23 protein-coding genes and 2 tRNA genes are annotated in these 19,411 nt (G+C 38.9%); 12 read left to right on the plus strand and 13 right to left on the minus strand.

The window, feature by feature from the left end:
* Positions 1-5: 5 nt before the first annotated feature.
* Positions 6-173 carry a 4Fe-4S binding protein gene (locus tag QZ138_RS05795; RefSeq protein ID WP_330026981.1) on the minus strand — a complete coding sequence of 56 codons (168 nt, stop codon included), beginning with the start codon at positions 171-173 and terminating at the stop codon, positions 6-8.
* Positions 174-309: 136 nt separating this feature from the next.
* Between QZ138_RS05795 and QZ138_RS05800 the strand changes: the two genes are divergently transcribed.
* The 5 genes from QZ138_RS05800 to QZ138_RS05820 all read left to right on the plus strand — a co-directional run bounded on the left by QZ138_RS05800 (position 310) and on the right by QZ138_RS05820 (position 2,850).
* A complete protein-coding gene (locus QZ138_RS05800; protein ID WP_292602918.1) occupies positions 310-663 on the plus strand; it encodes a hypothetical protein in 354 nt (117 codons plus the stop codon).
* Between the two features lie 74 nt (positions 664-737).
* Positions 738-820: transfer RNA gene (locus QZ138_RS05805), tRNA-Leu, on the plus strand.
* Positions 821-852: 32 nt separating this feature from the next.
* Positions 853-925 (plus strand) — tRNA-Thr (locus tag QZ138_RS05810).
* A gap of 165 nt (positions 926-1,090) precedes the next feature.
* Positions 1,091-1,957: a hypothetical protein gene (locus tag QZ138_RS05815; RefSeq protein WP_292887333.1), complete on the plus strand. Its 867-nt coding sequence runs from the start codon at positions 1,091-1,093 to the stop codon at positions 1,955-1,957.
* A gap of 8 nt (positions 1,958-1,965) precedes the next feature.
* On the plus strand, positions 1,966-2,850 hold the full coding sequence (locus tag QZ138_RS05820; RefSeq protein ID WP_292887336.1) for a phosphate uptake regulator PhoU: 885 nt from the start codon (positions 1,966-1,968) through the stop codon (positions 2,848-2,850).
* 15 nt (positions 2,851-2,865) lie between these two features.
* Here the strand turns inward: QZ138_RS05820 and QZ138_RS05825 are convergent, their stop codons facing one another.
* The 8 genes from QZ138_RS05825 to QZ138_RS05860 all read right to left on the minus strand — a co-directional run bounded on the left by QZ138_RS05825 (position 2,866) and on the right by QZ138_RS05860 (position 9,271).
* Positions 2,866-3,708 carry a fumarate hydratase gene (locus QZ138_RS05825; protein WP_292887339.1) on the minus strand — a complete coding sequence of 281 codons (843 nt, stop codon included), beginning with the start codon at positions 3,706-3,708 and terminating at the stop codon, positions 2,866-2,868.
* Between the two features lie 62 nt (positions 3,709-3,770).
* On the minus strand, positions 3,771-5,639 hold the full coding sequence (locus tag QZ138_RS05830; RefSeq protein ID WP_292887342.1) for a histidine kinase dimerization/phosphoacceptor domain -containing protein: 1,869 nt from the start codon (positions 5,637-5,639) through the stop codon (positions 3,771-3,773).
* Positions 5,640-5,704: 65 nt separating this feature from the next.
* On the minus strand, positions 5,705-5,947 hold the full coding sequence (locus QZ138_RS05835; protein ID WP_292887345.1) for a 4Fe-4S dicluster domain-containing protein: 243 nt from the start codon (positions 5,945-5,947) through the stop codon (positions 5,705-5,707).
* Positions 5,948-5,953: 6 nt separating this feature from the next.
* Positions 5,954-6,457 carry a 4Fe-4S dicluster domain-containing protein gene (locus QZ138_RS05840; protein ID WP_292887348.1) on the minus strand — a complete coding sequence of 168 codons (504 nt, stop codon included), beginning with the start codon at positions 6,455-6,457 and terminating at the stop codon, positions 5,954-5,956.
* Between the two features lie 9 nt (positions 6,458-6,466).
* Positions 6,467-7,333, minus strand: a complete 867-nt coding sequence (gene porB / locus QZ138_RS05845; RefSeq protein ID WP_292887386.1) for a pyruvate synthase subunit PorB — start codon at positions 7,331-7,333, stop codon at positions 6,467-6,469.
* A 5-nt stretch (positions 7,334-7,338) separates the two neighbouring features.
* The gene (gene porA / locus QZ138_RS05850; RefSeq protein ID WP_292887351.1) at positions 7,339-8,487 is read right to left on the minus strand and encodes a pyruvate synthase subunit PorA; all 1,149 of its coding nucleotides are present in this window, start codon (positions 8,485-8,487) and stop codon (positions 7,339-7,341) included.
* Positions 8,488-8,739, minus strand: a complete 252-nt coding sequence (gene porD / locus QZ138_RS05855) for a pyruvate synthase subunit PorD (RefSeq protein ID WP_292602902.1) — start codon at positions 8,737-8,739, stop codon at positions 8,488-8,490.
* Between the two features lie 10 nt (positions 8,740-8,749).
* Positions 8,750-9,271 carry a pyruvate ferredoxin oxidoreductase subunit gamma gene (locus QZ138_RS05860; protein ID WP_292602900.1) on the minus strand — a complete coding sequence of 174 codons (522 nt, stop codon included), beginning with the start codon at positions 9,269-9,271 and terminating at the stop codon, positions 8,750-8,752.
* 274 nt (positions 9,272-9,545) lie between these two features.
* Between QZ138_RS05860 and QZ138_RS05865 the strand changes: the two genes are divergently transcribed.
* Positions 9,546-11,150: a dihydropteroate synthase-like protein gene (locus QZ138_RS05865; RefSeq protein ID WP_292887354.1), complete on the plus strand. Its 1,605-nt coding sequence runs from the start codon at positions 9,546-9,548 to the stop codon at positions 11,148-11,150.
* 2 nt (positions 11,151-11,152) lie between these two features.
* Here QZ138_RS05865 and QZ138_RS05870 read toward each other — a convergent pair whose 3' ends face one another.
* Positions 11,153-11,533 carry a hypothetical protein gene (locus tag QZ138_RS05870; protein ID WP_292887357.1) on the minus strand — a complete coding sequence of 127 codons (381 nt, stop codon included), beginning with the start codon at positions 11,531-11,533 and terminating at the stop codon, positions 11,153-11,155.
* A gap of 104 nt (positions 11,534-11,637) precedes the next feature.
* Between QZ138_RS05870 and QZ138_RS05875 the strand changes: the two genes are divergently transcribed.
* Genes QZ138_RS05875 through QZ138_RS05900 form a run of 6 tightly spaced genes read left to right on the plus strand, consistent with a single transcriptional unit; the run spans position 11,638 to position 16,401 of the window.
* Positions 11,638-12,492, plus strand: a complete 855-nt coding sequence (locus QZ138_RS05875) for a MoxR family ATPase (RefSeq protein WP_292887360.1) — start codon at positions 11,638-11,640, stop codon at positions 12,490-12,492.
* A 1-nt stretch (position 12,493) separates the two neighbouring features.
* Positions 12,494-13,651: a VWA domain-containing protein gene (locus tag QZ138_RS05880; RefSeq protein WP_292887363.1), complete on the plus strand. Its 1,158-nt coding sequence runs from the start codon at positions 12,494-12,496 to the stop codon at positions 13,649-13,651.
* 8 nt (positions 13,652-13,659) lie between these two features.
* Positions 13,660-14,577, plus strand: coding sequence for a TIGR00269 family protein (locus QZ138_RS05885; protein WP_292887366.1), 918 nt, complete (start codon positions 13,660-13,662; stop codon positions 14,575-14,577).
* 4 nt (positions 14,578-14,581) lie between these two features.
* A complete protein-coding gene (locus QZ138_RS05890) occupies positions 14,582-14,785 on the plus strand; it encodes a MoaD/ThiS family protein (protein WP_292887369.1) in 204 nt (67 codons plus the stop codon).
* Positions 14,786-15,646 (plus strand): DUF89 domain-containing protein, encoded by an 861-nt coding sequence (locus tag QZ138_RS05895; RefSeq protein ID WP_292887372.1) that lies wholly within the window; start codon positions 14,786-14,788, stop codon positions 15,644-15,646.
* 11 nt (positions 15,647-15,657) lie between these two features.
* Positions 15,658-16,401, plus strand: a complete 744-nt coding sequence (locus tag QZ138_RS05900; RefSeq protein ID WP_292887375.1) for an NAD(P)-dependent oxidoreductase — start codon at positions 15,658-15,660, stop codon at positions 16,399-16,401.
* Here the strand turns inward: QZ138_RS05900 and QZ138_RS05905 are convergent.
* The 3 genes from QZ138_RS05905 to QZ138_RS05915 are packed head-to-tail and all read right to left on the minus strand — an operon-like array spanning position 16,382 to position 19,292.
* Positions 16,382-17,662 carry an adenylyltransferase/cytidyltransferase family protein gene (locus QZ138_RS05905; RefSeq protein WP_292887377.1) on the minus strand — a complete coding sequence of 427 codons (1,281 nt, stop codon included), beginning with the start codon at positions 17,660-17,662 and terminating at the stop codon, positions 16,382-16,384. The two genes, QZ138_RS05900 and QZ138_RS05905, sit on opposite strands and share 20 nt — an antisense overlap.
* A gap of 27 nt (positions 17,663-17,689) precedes the next feature.
* Complete coding sequence (locus QZ138_RS05910; RefSeq protein ID WP_292887380.1) at positions 17,690-18,172, minus strand: DUF308 domain-containing protein; 483 nt, start codon at positions 18,170-18,172, stop codon at positions 17,690-17,692.
* A 37-nt stretch (positions 18,173-18,209) separates the two neighbouring features.
* The gene (locus tag QZ138_RS05915) at positions 18,210-19,292 is read right to left on the minus strand and encodes an archaeosine biosynthesis radical SAM protein RaSEA (RefSeq protein WP_292887383.1); all 1,083 of its coding nucleotides are present in this window, start codon (positions 19,290-19,292) and stop codon (positions 18,210-18,212) included.
* Positions 19,293-19,411: the final 119 nt, after the last annotated feature.

The following is a 19,411-nucleotide window of genomic DNA, read 5'->3' on the forward strand; positions in this document are numbered from 1 at the left end:
TTAACCTAATCCTCGTATAATGCTCCAACAGGACAAACGTCAACACATTCGCCGCAGTTATTACATTTACTTTCATCAATTATGATTGTATATGCTTTTCTTTCAATTGCCTCTTCCAGGCATACGTCAATACAATCTTCACAAACTCCGCATTCTTCCATATCTACTTTCAATTCGTCCACCATTAAAATTTTTAAAGAAATATAATTTAATTTAACTATTTTGATGTTTATATATTTTGTCAGAAAATTTTTAGGTATTCCTAAAGTTTTAATATGATGAACTTCATATAGTTAACTGGTGTATGTGATGATTTTCAACAAGGGAATTTCAATAGTATTGTCTGGCTTGTTCTTTCTGTTTTTAGCATTATTCTTTTCCACACTGTCTGTTATCTTTTTAAAGGGAGGATTACTTCCAGTTGTAGGATTGGTAATGTTTGTTATATTCTATTTCATTACCAGGGTATTTTACAACTATCTGAGAAATGACGAGAAATATAAGAATAACCGTCAGGTGTCAAGCGATATGCCTGGTGAAAAATACTATACAAAAGGCGAATCCGATCCAAAGAAATTATTCATCGTAATCTGGCTGATAGTGATTCTAATCCTGACTTCAGTGTCTTTGTGGTTGTATTCTTTTAATAATGGTTTGGTATGAAATTGTTGAAAATTTCAAAAAAACCATAACATTTATATATGATGTAATCAAACATTATAACTGTCTATTTGTATGGATGGGTACCCAAGCGGCCAAAGGGGAAGGACTTAAGATCCTTTGGCATAGGCCTCCGAGGGTTCGAATCCCTTCCCATCCACTATTTTATAATTTTTCATTATCTTCGATTATGCCTTAGTGGCTCAGGTGGTAGAGCGCTACCTTGGTAAGGTAGAAGTCGGGGGTTCGAATCCCCCCTAAGGCTTTCAGGCTATTTTTTAAGGATTTTAACATTTTTCTTGAGTTTTTTATTTCATGAAATCTCATGTCAAAAATAGTTTCCATAAAGTACTTAAACTATAATTACTTTAAAATAGATAGTATTTATGAATAATTTAATTTTTAATAAATTTTTTAAAAGGTGAAAATTATGAATTATAAAAAAATCATACTTGTAGGATTTATTTCAGCATTCGTTGCTGTTCTGACTTCTGTTTTAGGAGTTACAGGTACAGTTATAGGTTCAGTTATTTCATCTGTACTTTATAACATGCTTTCGGAAGCTTTGGAAGATCCTGTTTCAACCGCATCATTCAATGCCGATTTCGAATGGGAAATTGCATATATATTTCCGCTTGCGGTCATTGCTCTAATTCAGTTATTGTTAATTTTCGCCATGTTGTCTGAATCTGGAATTTTACCTTCCACATTCCTCAACGCTTACCTGTCCCTGCAAAGTTTGGCTAATAACAATTTGTATAGGATTTTAGGTTTTGCGATGTTGATTATAAGCGTATATCCTCTTGTGCTAAAGCCGGACATTATCAAAAAGGCTCATGGAGTTATTATCGCTTTTGTAGGGTTAATATTTTTGGCCCGTGGTTTTGTGGATATGGGAAATGCGATTACAGCAATTTATGACGATTTGTTCGTTGCCTTTGATTTTCCAATAGCGGTCCTTGCATTCATATTGATTGTATTCGTGATAATCAGAATTTTAATGTCTGCAAAAGATTCTGAAAAGGAGTCAAGATTGACTAAGCATAAGGAAAATGAGGAATTTGCTCACAATGTTAGAAAGGTTCACAATTCAAGAAAACATGATGCCTTTGATTATGATAAGAAAATGAAAGAGATTCGCACAAAAAGATATCGCAGAGCAAATAAGCCAAAATCAGACTCTGATGTTCAGTTTAAAACTACTCGTGCTGATGAAAAACCTGATGCGGGCATAAACAGATCATCAAACAATATTCAATTTGAATCTAATGACATTCTTGATGATTATAAGAAATAGGGGATAATATGGGCAAAAAGGACAAAACACTGAAGGATATTTTGGATTTGATCTTATATGAAAACCCGTCCACTCAGGATGAAATAGCCGAAAGATTGGGCATTTCCCGAAGATATGTCACTCAGCTCCTTCAGCCCCTTGTTAAAGACGGCACTGTCAAAAGAGCGTATATGATTGATTTGAAGAGTTATGAGGAAGTTGTTGAATCTGTTGCAGATTATTCAACCACTAAAAACAATACTGGCAATGCCCTGATAAATGACATGCTGCATAACATGTCACGGCATGTCCACTCCCAGCTTGAAATGTCCTTTGATGCCGTTCTGGAATATGATGAGGACAAGGCTAATAAGGCCCTGGAAATGGATTATGCCACAAACAATATGGTTGAAAAAATAAGGACATCTGTAGAGACAATTGTAAGTCTCAACAAGCACTCCGAAATTTCAAAGTCAATCCTTTACAATGAGATTGCATATGATTTGGAGCGCATAGGTGATTATTGCGGCCATATTGCAAAATTCGTCATCAATGATGTCTATGAGGTAGATGCCAACGTCTTGAAGAAACTTAAAAAGATGTATAAGACTGCACAGTCTATGATTCGTCTGTCCATGAAGGCTTTCATTGAAGGCAAAACCGAATTGAAGGACGATTTGATGGAGCAGGAAGAGACAATTCATATCATGCAATCCAAGGCCATCAATCTGATTGCAACCCAGATGGCTGAAAGCACCTTTGATGAAAAAGAACGTTCAAACTATTTCATTTATCTGTTCAGACTCATTAAAGCATTCAAAAGAATTGGAGACATTTCTGTAGAAATGATGGATGTTGCAGTCGAGTTTCATGATAATATTCCAAGACCTACAACTCCAAGAACTTTCAGATAATTTTTTTTTGATAATCTATTCGTCATATATCCTTGTTGTGGCATGTCTGTCTGCCCAGCACTGGATGCAAACGCCTACCGGAAGGCCTGCAGTGTGGGTATGTGCTTTTAGGATTTTTACATCTAATGTTGTTGTTTTTCCGCCAAGACCCATCGGACCGATTCCTGACGCATTGATTTCCTCTATGATTTCCTCTTCAAGTTTGGCTATCTGAGGGTCAGGATTTCTTTCGCCAATTTTTCCAAGCAATGCCTTTTTACCTAATTTTAAACATAAGTCGGAAGTTCCTCCGATTCCAACGCCCACAACTGTTGGAGGACATGGTTTTCCTTTTGCCTTGAGAACTGATTCGACAACGAATTCCTTAACCCCTTCAATTCCTTCGGCAGGAAGGGCCATCTTCATTGCATTGTTGTTTTCTGAGCCGAATCCCTTAGGTAAAATTGTTATTTCAATGTAATCTTCATCAATCAGTTCAATGTCGATTGGGGGAATGTAGTCTCCGACATTGATGTTGGTGTTTTCGCGTGTGAGGGGGTCTACAATGTTCGGCCTGATTGGAATGTCTGTTGTGGCCTTTTTGATTCCCTCTTCGATTCCTTCGCGCAGGTTTTCAACTTCAACGTTACCCAACTTCACAAAAATAACCGGCAAACCTGTATCCTGGCACATCGGAATTCCTTTCTCTTCTGCAAGTTCAATATTTTTTAAGATTGCTTCAATATTTAACCTTGCAAGTTCATGTTCTTCTATTTTAAGAGCATCTTCAAGTGATTTTTTTACATCATCACCGAGAACGATAACCGCTTGCTTGTAAAGTTCATAGACAGTTTCCTTAATAGCATCTTTAGTAATCAAATTAATAACCTTTATAAAATTAATATAATTTTATTTTTGACTTTTGAAATATTTAAGTTTGTTTAGTTTATGGTATGTTCCATTTTGGTGGGGAAAATTAATCTGTATGCGGTTCCGTTTTCAGTTTCAATCAAACTTATGTTTCCGCCTAACTGTTTTGTCAGGCTTTTGACTATTTCGCATCCAAGGTTTTTTGTAATTTTCTTTGGGTTTTTAATTCCAACGCCGTTGTCCCTGATTATCAGCATTGCGGTGTCGTCGTCCAATTTTGCAATCTTCTTGATTATCTTTTTATTTGGTGCGGATTTGTCCGGAAAAGCATGCTTTATGGCATTCATGGTTAGCTCGTCAATGATTAGAAGCAGTGGTGTTATGACCTCAATTGTCAGGTTCAAATCTTCATCGACATGGGTTTCAAACTCGACTTCTACAGGCAGTTCAATCAGCCCTTTTGTCTGTCTGTCCTGGTCAAGGAGATATTCCTCCAGATTGATATTTTTGAAATCCCTGGACTTATAGGTCTTTTCATGTAGCAGCGCAAGTGATGTCAGACGTGTCTGCATATGCTCGATGATTAAATTTGGATCATTTCTGTATGCTCTTTTTTCAAGATTTAAAAAGCTGTTGAGAATCTGCAGATTATTCTTTACCCTATGGTGGATTTCTTTAATCAGAATCAGTCGCTGTTCATTGGATTCAATCAATTGATGTTGCTTTTCCATCTCTTCGGTTATGTCAGTTAAAAAGCCGAGGCTGTGTATCTCATTGTTGTATCTGAAGCTTTCGATATACAAGTCAACAACCTTTTGATTATAGGGGTTTCCGTCAACTTTTAAGGTTACTGTTTCATCAATCTTGTTTATTTCACCGTCACATAACTTTCGGATTCGCTCAACGGCATCCTTCTCAACAATATTGTCCAATATTTCTCTGGAATGGTCATATTCTTCATAATCCTTTTCAATCAGATAATAGAAACCTTTTGAGAACTTGTATTGTTTTTTGTTTAGGGGTTCAATCAGCAAGGCCAATTTCTTGCTGTTCTTAAAGCCGTCCAGCAGGAAATCAACGGGTTTGCTTGGTTCATAATGATGGTGCTGTGTAATGTCATTGATCAGTCCCTGGCGAATGATGATTCCGCTTTCATCAAAATAAGAATAAATGCTGACTTCAATAATTTTTATGGATTCGTCATGGGTCATTATTCGGATGATTTCATTGCACTGGGCGGTTTCCTTGTTGGTGGTGTCGAATATTTTATCGACGATATGCTGGTCATCGAGTATCACCAAGTCAAAGACGATGTTGTAGAAGTCGTCGGATTCCTCTTTGGGTCGGTTGATGATGTTGTATATTCCCTGGGACCAGGTATATTTTCCATTGATGTTGTAATAGCTGCCGGTTTGGGAAAAATTCTCCATCATGCTGCTCTTGTCTTCGTCAAATGTTTCATCATCTATATGTTCCCATTTGCTCACTCCAGTGTCAACGTTGTTGGTGATTATGAAAATTCTATCCATGTCAAAAACGATTTTTGCATTGCTCAGTTTTGTAAGCTTATTTTTTTTGTAGTAAACGAATCTTATCCTTTTGATGGTGTGGTTTTCATAAACGTCCAGAAGGTAATCATGCAGAATATCAAAAAACAGTGGCGAGAGCTTGCTCAGCAATCTTCCTTTTGCATCTTCCTGTGTGCAATTGTATTTGTTGAGGGTGAAGCTTCCCAAACTTTCGATAATGAAATCCTTCCCGTTTTCATAGGGGATGAATGTGTGAATCTCTACGGGTATATTGTCGATGAGGTCTCTCATTGGAATTTCATCGATATCAAATTCCTGTGGTGTTGGAATGTAGAAGTCTTTTTTTGGAGCATTGTAAATTCGAATTTCATCAATGTTTTCCAAATCCATATGTTCCTTTTCGATTCTCATCGCAATAACTCCCAATAGTCATTTCATAATATGATAATTATATTATAATCTATTGGGAATAATATTTAAATTTTGATGATATCAAGTGGACAAACTTCAATGCAATCTTTGCATAATGTACAATTATCTTTATTTATGGTTACGGCACCACCTAAAATTTCAATGGCATTTTCCTTGCATGCCAAAATACATGGGGCCCGGGATGGCGGTTGGCAATTCATACAAAATAAGGTTGGAGTGTCAACATTTGGTGTTTGTTGACAACTTCCGCAGGTTGTACATGTCGTACAATTTCCTGTTTTAAACATAATTTTCTATTCGTCTAAGACAAGTCTTGCTCTTGCTTGACTTGTAATCACATGGACAAAGCTACCTTTTCCACTACTGTCCGGCTCATATAGTCCTGCCATTTTGGCCAGGTATTTCTCCTGGTTTTTGGCTCTGACCTTTTCGGGATCAGCAATAGTAATTGCTCTTTTGGTACATGCTTTGATACATGCAGGTCCTTCTTCTCTGTCAGCACAGAGGTCACATTTTTCAGCAACTTTTGATTGGAAAGTCATTGCACCGAATGGACAAATCATTACGCATAATCCGCAACCGATACATTTCTCAGCATCTACTCCTTCATCGCTTATAGCATCTGTCGGACAGATTTTTATACATGGTGCACTTTCACAATGTTGACATACAATGGAATAAAAGGAAGAATCATGTTCTATTATTTTTATTCTGCTAGCATTATGGATTGATGCGCACATATTTGAACAGTTGAGGCATCCATCACATAAATTGCTGTTTACAACAATACTTTCCATCGTATCACCTTATAAGCCTAGTTCTTTACACTCTGCATCAACATATTTTTGGATTTTTTCAATGAGCTCGTCATCCAGGTGTCTGAATCTTTTTTGTGGAGCTAAGTATTCTTTTACAGGTTTTCTTTCTTCAGGCCTGTATGTGATTTCGAATTTGCCGTCCACGATTTCATATAAAATCCATGATCCGGTCTCTACAGCCAATCTGCCCATCTCGATTGTCCTTTCAGAAGGGAATCCCCAACCTGTAGTACATGGTTGATGCAAGTGGATATATGCAGGACCTTTGGTTTCTGCAGCCTTTTTGACCTTGTTGACATAGTCTTCAGGATATGCAATTGAAGCTGTTGCGACATAAGGTATTCCGTGGGCTGCCATAATCATAGGCATGTTTTTCTTAGGTTTGTCTTCCCCGAAACTTGCAACACCGCTTGGTGAAGTTGTAGTGCTTGCACCGAATGGGGTTGCTCCACTTCTTTGGATACCTGTGTTCATATAAGCTTCGTTATCGTAACAGATGTAAGTCATGTTATGACCTCTTTCCATAGCTCCGGATAGGGATTGCAGACCGATATCTACTGTTCCTCCGTCACCACCGAAAGCAACTACATTAACATCATCTTTTCCTTGAATTCTAAGTGCACTTTCAACACCTGATGCAACTGCACCTGAGTTTTCAAATGCAACGTGAATGAATGGAATTTCCCATGCAGTTTCTGGGTATGGTGTAGTCATAACTTCAAGACATCCTGTAGCGGAAATGGCTACAGTATTTTCACCTAATGCATTTAAAGCTAATTTGACAGCAATAGATGCTCCACAACCAGCACATCCTCTGTGTCCTGGTGCTAATAAATTTTTATCAGGAATGTCCACCATTTTTATTCCTCCTTAAGTCCAATCCATGTGACATCATTTTCAGGACCATTTTTGGTTATTTCATAAATTTCATTTAATGCTTCAGGGGTAATGTCCCTTCCACCTAAACCGGTAATGAATCCATAGATTTCTTTGTCGATTTTAAGTTTCATGTCGCCGTATAATGCTCCGCCCATTCCGATTGCGAAGTTTTTGTCAACTACAGCTATCTTAGAACAGTCTTTCACAACTTCATTGATAGCATCAACTGGGAACGGCCTGTATGATCTGATTTTGAGCAAACCGACTTTTTCGCCTTTGGCTCTTAGCTCATCCACTATAACCCTTATGCTACTGCAAAGTGATCCCATAGCGACATATATGATTTCAGCATCATCTGTTTTATATCCTTCAACAAGACCATATTTTCTTCCGAATTTTTCTGCAAATTCATCGCAGGTTTTTTGAATCACGTCAAGGGCATTGTTCATTGCAACGTCCATGTCGTGTCTTGCTTCCATATAGTATTCCGGATCAGCAAAGTTACCGATAGACATTGGGTCTTTTGGATCAAGATATGCATGTTCTGGAACATATGGAGGTAAGAACTCATCTACAATTTCTTGATCTGGAATTTCAACAGGTTCTACTGTGTGAGTTAAAATAAATCCGTCCAGACATACCATTGAAGGTAGCAGGATATCTGGATTTTCTGAAACTTTATATGCCATTAAGGTTGTATCCAATGCTTCCTGTGCATCTTCAACGTAAATTTGTAACCAACCTGCATCTTTTTGTGCAATGGAATCTTGTTGGTCGTTCCAAATGTTTAATGGAGCTGAAATAGCTCTGTTTGCATCAGCCAATACGAAAGGTGTTCTCATACCTGCTGCTGCATATAAAATTTCATGCATTAACATTAATCCTTGTGAAGAAGTTGCTGTAAATACTCTTACTCCGGTACCGCTTGCTCCGACAGCAGCACTTATAGCACTGTGTTCTGATTCTACTTTAACATATTTAGCGTCAATCTTTTCATCAGCAACATATTGAGCTAAGTATTCTGAAATTGTAGTTTGTGGAGTAATCGGATAAACAGGAATAACTTGTGGTTTAGCTAATCTTACAGCTTCTGCAACTGCTTTATTTGAGGTCATTACTTCTTTTACCATCTAATCACTCTCTTCTTGTATCATTTCGATTGAATCTGAAGGACATTCGTATGCGCAAATTCCACATCCTTTACAGTAATCGTAATCAATATCATGTTGTTTGTTTATACAGGAATCTGGACAGAATAATATGCAATTGTCACAATCAATGCATGACTCTTTATCCAATATCGGTTTGAAAGTTCTCCAGCTTCCAGTTTTATTGTTTTTAGTATTTCCCGGTGTTTTAATTACACATCCTATATTTACCATAATCTCACCTTTATCCCATATCGTAAGCTTTTTTGGTAGCTTCTGCGTTCAATTCTCCAATTTTTCCAGGGAAGGTTTCCTTAATAACTTCAAGAAGGGAATCGATACTTACGACGCCGGTCTTTTTAGCAAAATATCCTAAGATAATTGTGTTCACGATGTTGCGTCCTAACATGTCAAGCGCAATGCCTGTTGCATCGATTTTGTGGACTTCATGATCTCCACTGCCTTCAAAGGTTTTAGTGTTGATAATTACTTCAGTATTGTCCTTAATTCCTGAAAATACATCCACCACATTTAACAATCCTTCATCTAAAACCAATACGTAGTCTGGGTTGTAGACTTGATATCTCATTTTAATTGGCTCGTCATCAATTCTTGTGAAAGCCATAACTGGAGCTCCTCTACGTTCAACTCCGAAAAATGGGAAAGCCTGAACAGATTTGCCGTCTTTGAATGCAGCTTTTGCCAGAATCTCAGCAGCTGTTACAGAACCTTGCCCGCCTCTGCCATGAAAACGAATTTCAATCATTAATTCTCCTCCATATATTTATCATGTATAATCATTATAAATTACAAAATATATAAATTTTATGTTAAAATTTTATTTTTGAATAATTTTGTTTTAATTTTGTTGTTTAAATCTTTTATTTTTTCTTTATTTTTTTGAAATTCTTTTTATAATTTTTCTTTTTTCATTTTACAGTTTCTATATCTTTTTTGAAAAATAATACTTTTTTTAAAAAATATTAAATTTAATATATTTAAAAATATAATATTAATATAAAAAATTTGGTTGGGAAGTTATGAAAGTTTTAATAATTACCGGTGAGTTGGCATATCCATTGATAAGGGAAGTGGTCTCCACTTCAAAGGAAGATATAATTGTGCATATTGCAGACAATACTCAGGTTGCTGCATTTCTGACTCCAAGACAGATTATTAAAGAGGTAAAAACTTGCTTTGCGGACCAATTGGATGAAATCGACATGATTCTGGTTCCGGGATTGATAAAGAAAGGAACAAAGGAAATAACCAAGGAGCTTGGAATACCTACATTCAAGGGTTCTACCGATGGTGCCGACCTTGCAATGGTGTTGAATCTGATTGGAAGCATTGATTTGTCTGAAGACAAGCCTGCGGATAAGTTGATTGAAGAAGAAAAGCGAAAGGAAGCATTCAAATTCATCGAAGAATTTGAAAACGATGAGGAAAACATCAAAGAACTTCTCAAAAAGCCAAACAACATTCTAATCAAGAATCTTCCTGTCGGCGAGGACTTCCCGATGAGGGTATTGTCCGAAATAGCAAATGCGCCGTTTTTATCAAAGGAGGCATTGATTAATAAGTGCCAATATTTTGTTGATTCCGGTGCGGACATGATTGATATAGGTATGGCTGCCGGTGAAGATTTTTCAGATAAGATTCCCGAACTGATTGAAACCTTAAGGCCGATTGTCGGCGACAGGCCATTAAGCATCGATACATTGAATCCCGATGAGATAGGGGTGGCTGCCGAAAACGGCATCGATTTTGTCTTGAGCCTTGATTTGGGAAACAACTCTGAAATTCAGGAAATATTAAAGGAAAAGGACATTCCCGCAGTGCTGTTGCCGACCAATTTTTCACAGGGGAAATCTCCGAAATCCCCATCCGAAAGGGTTGAGGCAATGCATCAGTTGATTAAGGACACTGAAGGCCTGCGCTATGTTGCCGATTTGATTTTGGACCCTGTAAACAGCGCAAGCATTGTGGAGTCAATCATTGCATGTCATGAGTTTCACAAAACCAATCCTGCTCCGATGTTTTTCGGTGTCGGTAACGTGACCGAACTTATGGATGCCGATTCTGGTGGAGTCAATGTGCTTTTGGCGGGAATAGGTATGGAATTGGGCGTTAGCATACTGTTCACTCCTGAAGAAAGCGGAAAGACAAGGGGAAGTGTATATGAGCTTTCAACCGCATCAAAAATGATGTTTCTTGCAAAGCACAGGAAATCAATTCCAAAGGATCTGGGAATTAACCTGGTCGCCTTTAAGGATAAGCATAAAAGAAATGACATAATCCTTAATGAACGCGAAGGAATTGAAGAGACAAGACAATCCGAGCCAATGAAATTTGTGCGGGATAAGGCAGGAAGCTTTAAAATAAACGTCGATTATGGAACGACTGTTGAGACAAGCAAAATCACAGCAACTCATTTTAAGAAAAACAAGCCCGACTTGGTCATTGTCGGCCATTCGGCAAAAGAAATATATGAAGAGATAATTACCAAAAATCTTGTAACAAGAATGGAGCATGCTGCCTATTTGGGTTCGGAACTTCAAAAGGCGGAAATAGCGATGATTACAGGAAAAGATTATGTTCAGGATTTTGAATTATTCAAAAATCCTGACGAATTTAAAAAATAGTTTTAGTCAAAGTCTGTCGGATCATATGTTCCTTCAGATTGTCCGGCCTGAGGGCTTGAACTAGACTGGCTAGTGGCCTCTGAACTAGTATCTGCACTGGTGTCTGAACTTGTAGGGTCCTCGCTTGAACTGCTTGATGAGTCAGTACTTACTGTAGCCGGTTCGGAGCTGGAACTGGAACCGGAGCCGGAGCCGGAACTTGATGGTCCTTGTGATGATGAACTGTCGACAGACATGTCTGCGTTGCTGGATGAAGTGTTTAAGTTAGAACTGGGTACTGTTTGATTTTGATGATTTGCATGTCCTCCTATAAACAGGAATGCTCCAATAGCTATCAGAATAATCACTATCAATGCAATGATTATTGCATTACCAGATTTCATATTTTACCTCCATTAAATCTAATCACTTTAATATAATATAATAAACTATAAATAAATTTATCGTTATAATTATTTTAGTAACAAAATTTTAGGAAGGTTAAAAGTTGCAGGTTGAAAATATTAATATTAAAGACATTGACAAGATGCTTTTGGAAGAAAGCTATGTTTCAAATACTGAAATATCAACAACCCTTTATCTGTCATTCTTGCTTGGAAAACCAATGCTTATTGAAGGGCCTCCAGGTGTTGGAAAAACAGAGCTTGCCAAGGTAATTGCAAAGGCATTTGACAGGGACTTTTTCAGGATTCAATGTTATGAGGGCATCACCTTCGAACAGATTGTCGGCGAATGGAACTATCAAAAGCAGTTGCTTCACCTGGAAGCTGCAAGAAACGACTCCAACAATGTGGATGAAATCTTTGATGACGAGTTTTTTATAAGAAGGTCCCTGCTCAATGCATTCCTGAACGATAAGGATTCAGTCCTTCTCATTGATGAGATCGACAAGGCCGATGAGGAAGTGGAAAGCTTTTTGCTTCAGGCATTGGGGGAGCAGGAAATCACAATCAACGACCTTGGAACATTTCAGTTAAAAAATGATTTGATCGTTATCCTGACATCAAACTCACAAAGGTCACTTCTTGACGAGACAAAGGACAGATGCCTGTTCTTATACATTCCATACCCTACTGTGGAAAGGGAAATCGAAATCGTCAAATCCAAATTGCCTGGTGTGGAGGATGAAACCGTATCGTATGTGGTCAAGCTGGTTCATCAAATAAGGAATCTCAATCTGATGAAAAAACCATCCGTAAGGGGTACCGTTGATTGGGTCAGGTCAGTCACCAATCTTGGAACCAAGGACATTGACAAGTCTTTGGAAGACAGTATCGGTGTAGCCATCAAGACCGAAAGCGATAAGAAACGTGTCAAAAAGGATATTTTCGACAAGAGATAAAATGATAAAAAAGATTGCAACTCTCTCTGCTGACTTAAGAAAGGAAGGTCTTCCGGTAAGTATCAGAAGCACACAGGCGGCCATGCAGATTTACGGCGAACTGGGCGAATCTGACAGAAACCTGCTTAAGACAGCCTTGCTTGCAATTTATGTCAAGGACAGATATGACATTCCTAAATTTTTAAAGGTTTTTGAAGAAGTCTTCGCATTGCCTGACCCTGAAAAGGAAATCAAGAAAGACCTGAACAAGAGCAAGGCATATAGAGGGACAGGTCCCAAATCAAATAAGTATATCATTAAAAAGCAGGATACAATCGGCAAGAGGATTCGAAAGGAAAAAGTCGATAATGAAAAGCTGAAGATGCTTTCAGGCCAGCCCCTGCTTGAGGAAGCAAAGAAGCTTGAGCGTGATGGGGAGCTTATGAACAAGGACCTGACCAAATTGAACCGGTTCGATCCGAGAATGCTTGAAATCTGTCAAAGGCTGGGAAAAAGAATAGCCAACAAGCGCTCAAGGAGAAAGATTCAGGCCAACTCCCATAAGATTGACATGAGAAGAACTATGAGAGCCAATCTGAAATATGGCGGTGTGCCGCTTGAGCTTGTAAAGGCAAAGCCAAGGCCCCACAAGAACGAGCATTTATTCTTGAACGATATAAGCGGGTCATGTGAATGGATCAGCAGCTGGTTTTTCATGTTGATGTTTTCAGCGCAGACCGCCTTTAAAAGGTCCAGAACCTTTGAATTCGACAACAAGGTAATCGAGACAACCAAGGCCCTGAAGGAGGAATATCTGATTGATTCCTTCATTAAGGTAAAGGACATGCGCGTCAAGAACATGATGGTGCATGGGACATCAGACATGTATTCAGCTTTCAAGCAGTTCCAGGAAAAGGCGAACATCAACAATAAATCTTATGTAATTATTTTATCAGACTGCAGGGATTGGGCCGGCCCGAAAGTTAATAAGATTCCGGCAAGTGTAGAGCTGGTTGAGGAAATGGTGAGGGATGCCAAGAAGGTTGTCATCCTCAACCCCGAAGACAAGAATAAATGGGATATAGTTGACAGTTGCGTTTCACTTTATAGGGATGCGGGAGCGCATGTATTTGAAGTCAACACATTAAATCAGCTGGCACGCTTTGTAGAACAGATGTAGGTAGTAATATGCAATGTAGTAAATGTGGCAACCCTAAGGTTATTTATAAAAGAGAGCAATCAGGCCAATTATTGTGCAAGGATTGCTTTATAGAGTCAATTGAAAAGAAAGTTATAAAAACGGTCAAAAAGGAAAAGCTGCTGGATAAGGGGGACAAGGTTTTAGTGGCACTTTCCGGAGGAAAGGACAGCGTTACAACTTTGGAGATATTGAATTCATTTCGTGAAATGAATGTTATAGACATTTGCGCAGTCACTGTTGATGAGGGAATAGCCAATTACCGCCAGGAAGGCGTCGACATTGCAAAAAGGCATGCCGAAAGATTTGGAATAGAGCACAAGGTAGTGTCCCTCAAGGAAGATTACGGCATAACCCTGGATGAGATCATGCAGAGGCCAAATCATAAGGGCTCATGCACATACTGCGGAGTGTTTCGAAGGACAATAATCAATAAGGCGGCACGTGAAATGGGTGCCACAAAAATAGCGACAGGACACAATCTTGATGATGAGGTTCAGGGCATCATGATGAACTATCTTGAAGGAAACACCGATAACCTGACAAAGCTTGGGGCAAAAACCGAATCCCATGCTGAAGAGTTTACAGTGAAAATCAAGCCGTTGAGGGAAATTCCCGAACGTGAAATCGGATTGTATGTAGTTGCAAAGGAGCTTGAGGTTCACTTTGACAGCTGCCCATATGCGATGCAGTCTTTCAGGGGAGAGGTCTCTGAAGTGATCAATCAGCTGGCCGAAAAGCATCCGACAATAAAATACTCCACATTAAGAGGGTATGATAAAATCAAAGGTGTTCTGAAAAAGGAAATGCAAAAGGAATACGCTCATGGGAGATGCAAAAGATGTGGAGAGCCATCTGCAAACGAACTGTGCAAGGCATGTTCATTTTTAGAAGAGTTGGGAGTATGAAATTATGGAATTCACATTAAAATATAAGGATTTAAATGAAAAACGGGAAATACCTCATGAAGATTACACTATCAAGGATTTGTTGGACGAGCTGGAATTGTCCGCTCAAACAGTCGTATCAAAACAGAACGGCGAACTGGTAATTGAGGATACGCAAATCCGGGAAGATGACGAAATCCAAATTGTTCAGATAATATATGGTGGTTAAGTGAAAATCAGTTATGAATGCGGCCCATGCTTTTTAAGGCAGGCCCGCGAAGCAATGGACTTATCAACAGATGATGAGATGCTCAAGATGGAGATAATGGAAGATATCTTCAAGTTCTTAAGCGACAACTTCAAATTGGATACCAATTCAAACGGTACCGGTTCGGCAATGCATAAGATGATTAAGGAAAAGACAGGATGCAGAGACCCCTATCGCAGGGAAAAAATCGAGGGTAATGAAATTGCATTGAAGTATTTGCCGGATGTCAAAAGGATACTTGATGATGACGACAGTCTTGAAAATCATGTCAAAATTGCAATTATAGGAAATATTCTGGATTTCGGTGCATTCACTTTGGATGATGACATTGAAAGCGTAATCAAAACGGCCCTTAAAAAGGATTTGGCCGTAAAGGACATTGAAGAATTTGAAGACTCTCTTAAAAAGCATGACAGGGTGCTGTATCTTGTGGACAACACAGGGGAAATTGTATTCGATAAGCTGCTTTTGGCTAAAATCAGGGAGTACGGATTGGACATTACAATAGCGGTCAAGTCAGAGCCCATATTGAATGATGCCTGCATGCAGGAGGCTTTGGATGCTGGATTGGATGAATATGGAAGGATCGTTGAGATAGGCTGTGGAACTGTAGGATATGTGGACAGCGAAATTTCAGACGAATTCAGGGAAATATTCGACAGTCATGATTTCGTGATATCAAAGGGAATGGGCAATTATGAGGGATTGACAGAAATCGACCTTTCAGACAAGGACATCTATTTTTTATTGTGCGCAAAATGCAACACCATTTCCAGAGACATCGGCGTTAATCTGCATGACATGCTTCTGTTTAAAAAATGAGTGGGGCAATCATGATAATCGGCTTTATAGGATTTGGAAAAGTTTCACAAAATCTGGTTAGTATAATAGGCTCAGACGATATTGATTTTGTCACCTCAGCCGAAAACAGGTCTTTTGAAACGATTGACCGTATTGAAAAGTCAAATGTTGAAGCTTTAGACACTTTCAAAGAGGTGGCCATCAAATCGGATATCCTGATTTCTGCGACCTCACCAAAAAATGCATTGGGTGTTGCAAGGCAATACGGCAAATATGCGAAGGGAATATATCTGGATTTAAACAACATATCTCCCGATACAACATTTGAAATCAGTAGATCGATTGAAAATCTGGTTGATGGAGCAATCATCGGAAAGATCGATTCCGACAGTCCAGTTCTGTATCTTTCAGGCGAAAAGGCTTCAAGTTTGGAATTTTTGAATGATTTTATTCAAACAAAGATTATCAGCGATAAGGCAGGAGACGCAAGCAAACTGAAACTGCTTCGAAGCAGCTATACAAAAGCATTGTCAGCACTTCTGATAGAATCGGCCGAAATCGCAAAAAGCAACGGTCTGGAAGATGAATTCTTTGACATGCTTTCCCTGACCGAAGGTGACGACTTTAGGCAAAAGGCACTGTCCAGAATAAGAAATACAATAAGCGCTTCCAAAAGAAAATCGGAAGAGTTGGAAGAGATAATAGATTATTTTGATGAAAACGAGTTAATCATGGTTAAAGCAGCTTCAGAAAAGCTCAGCCGATATCAACCTTAACCTTAAATCCATTTTTGGCTTTTTTTATATGTCCGCTGACAGGAATGAAATGGGAATCCATAATGTATCTCAGATAGGTGACTTCCACAGCAGGCAATCTCAGATTGGTTTTTATTTTCTTGCCTTCGCTTTTGAACTGAACGGAAATCCTGCCGTTCTTGTCGACATACAAATCGGTGTTTATGCCCTCTTTTGTGATTTTTGTTTCAAACTTGGTCAGATTCAGTCCGGCTTCAAGGGTCAGCGGCGGATTTTCAACGGCAATGTTTTCGCTTCTGAATCTGTTGTTTGCATCACGTGCGCTGATTCCCTTCTCGCCCTCGCATGCCACATACCATGCACGGTCAATGACTCTCTGCACCTTCTGGTTGTCGGGAATTACGCCTTCTGATTCATAGCTTTTCATTAAATCCATGACTTCCTTTTTTGTAACTTCCATTTCAATGGCGCTGATTGCCAATCTGGTCATTACCGGTCCGTAATCTGATCTCCTGAATGCCGCCCAGATTGATTCAGGATCCCTGTAGACTCTCCTTTTGATGATTTCATTTATTGTATTTCCATTCAGATATGCTATCTTTTCAAGGTTTCCCCTGGAATAGGTGTTCATCCGTTTATAGATGTCTTTCCAGTTGCGCTCGCCGGGGGTTCTTCCGGCATCAATTTCACGCTTGAGGATTTCAACGGTGGTTTCCGGAAGCATTTTCTCAACGTCGCCCGTAATGGTCATGTCATTGTCGATGATGGATTGCCTGATCAGCCTTCCGGAGTATTTGTCCTTGTTGAACTCGCCGACAACATGGTAGTTGAGCTTTGAGCCTAAAAATTCGTTGATTGCATACCATCGGATTTCATTCCTGTTGGTATAACTTTTGGGCATTCCGACAAAGTTGCCCTCATCGATGAACTTCTGGGCCTTTGACTTTATCTCGTCAAGTGAAATGCTGGCGGAAGTTATGTAATCTGTCACTCCGTCATCAATCATCTGCTTGAGCCTTATAGGTACGCTGTATGATAATACAAGTCTGTGATGAAGCCCTTCGAATGCCTTGACATCATCTGCCCCTACAGCCAGTGCCATTTCACGGCGGGCATCAAAATCAACAAAGAACGGAGCATGATTTGCACTGAAACCCTTATTGAGATACACGATAACCTTTTTGTCCAGTTCATCAGCAAGTTTGCGGGCCTCTTTGATTAAATGTTCATGGCCTTTGTGGACAGGATCGAAATCCGCACTAATACCTATCAATGTAAACACCAAAAAAAGAAAGTTTCAGGACAGCTTTTATCTGTCCATTAATCTTAAAATACCGCTTATCACTAGCCATGCTCCGATTAATACGCCTAGAATAACAGGGTTGGCCACATATGTTCCAACGACTATGTACACTAAACCGAGAACCACTCCAGCTATTCCTATATAAAATCCGTATCTGGACTGGCGGTTATTGATTAGGGATACCACTCCGACAACAATCAGCATTATTCCCGCAAGATATAATGTGATTTGTGCTAAAAATCCGAATAGTCCTGCATTGAATATCAGGCAAATACTTAAAAATAGCAGTATTATTCCCAAAATCAAATCAATTATTGCTCCTGATTTATTATAATCAATTATAGCCACTCCAACAACAAGCAGGTAAATTGATATTAATAATATGGATAATCCGATTAAATCAGACACTCCAATGATTCCCATTACAGGGAAGATGATAATGATTAATCCTAGTATCATAGCCAGTATACTGATAAATTTGCTTTTCATTTTTTCCTCCTACTAATAATTAATAGTTCAAAATATATTAATATAATGGGATGTGTTTTATCTCAACGGTTGATGAGTTCATATCTGAATTCCTGACCTGGGCCAGCCATTCGCCTTTGCACTCACAGTCATGCTCGATTTTTGTCTGTGTCAAATTGTTGGCTATTATCATATGCTTCAGGTCCTTGCTGCATTTTTTGCAGTTGTACGGGCCCCGTCTGGAACCGAAGCCTGAAGTATCCATAAGTGCGGGCAGGTCTATTTCATCCCTTACGGTATTTATTATTTCAATGCATGACCAAATCCATGGCGGTTGATATGCTCCTTTTCTCCAGAATCTTTCGATTACGGTTCCGCCGTGTATTGTTGCAGGGCAGAATGACAATCTGTTGACTCCAATTGAATCACAGTAATGTGCGGTTTCAATCGCTTCAGCTATTGCCTGTGATTCTGAAACCAAAATGGGTTTTACAAATATATATGCCTTTGACTTAAGATTGTATCCCTTTGTCTCTTTCAGATTTTGCATCAGCTTAACTGCATCTTCGAAATCGTCACGGGTAAAACCCTTATTGATCTTGTTCAATCGGGTGTAATCGTTTGAGGTTTCAAGACCTATGCTCACTTCAAATAATGTGTCCCCTATTATGTCGAATATTTCATCCAGGTATTCTTCCTTCACATATTCGGGTCTTGACTCGACTATGATTTCAGTCACGTTGCCAAGGTCAATCAATGTTTTCAGGATTTCATCACGGGCGTCTTTTGGAAGCTCATAGGGATTCAGGAAACTTCCTGATGCAAACAGCTTAACTGAAATCTTGTCCTCTTCGGCTATAGGATGTCTTGAGAGGTGGTCATGGAATATTCTTAAGATGGTGTCGGTATCGATCGGCTCTAATGTGCAGTCTGAAACATAGCTGCACATTGTGCATCCTCCACTGTCTCCCAATGCCCATGCACATCCTGGTGTGGGTAAAATCATGAATAATGTTTTTGCAACACCGTCATATGTTAAATCATCATTGTACCAGCTTGCCCCAACCTGTTCGGGGGTTTTAGGTTCCTTTCGCTCAAAGGCTCTCTGCCTAATTTCTTTTGTTAAGTTTTCAATTTCCATTATAATATTATTATATTGAAGTTATAATTAAAAATTATGTTAAAAATAGTATGTTATTAAGTTGTGTGTAATGGTTTAAAAAAATAAAAAAGAAAAAGTAAGCAAGTTTAGAAACTTGC

The organism is Methanobrevibacter sp. UBA212, from assembly GCF_905233225.1.
Taxonomy (GTDB): Archaea; Methanobacteriota; Methanobacteria; order Methanobacteriales; family Methanobacteriaceae; genus Methanocatella.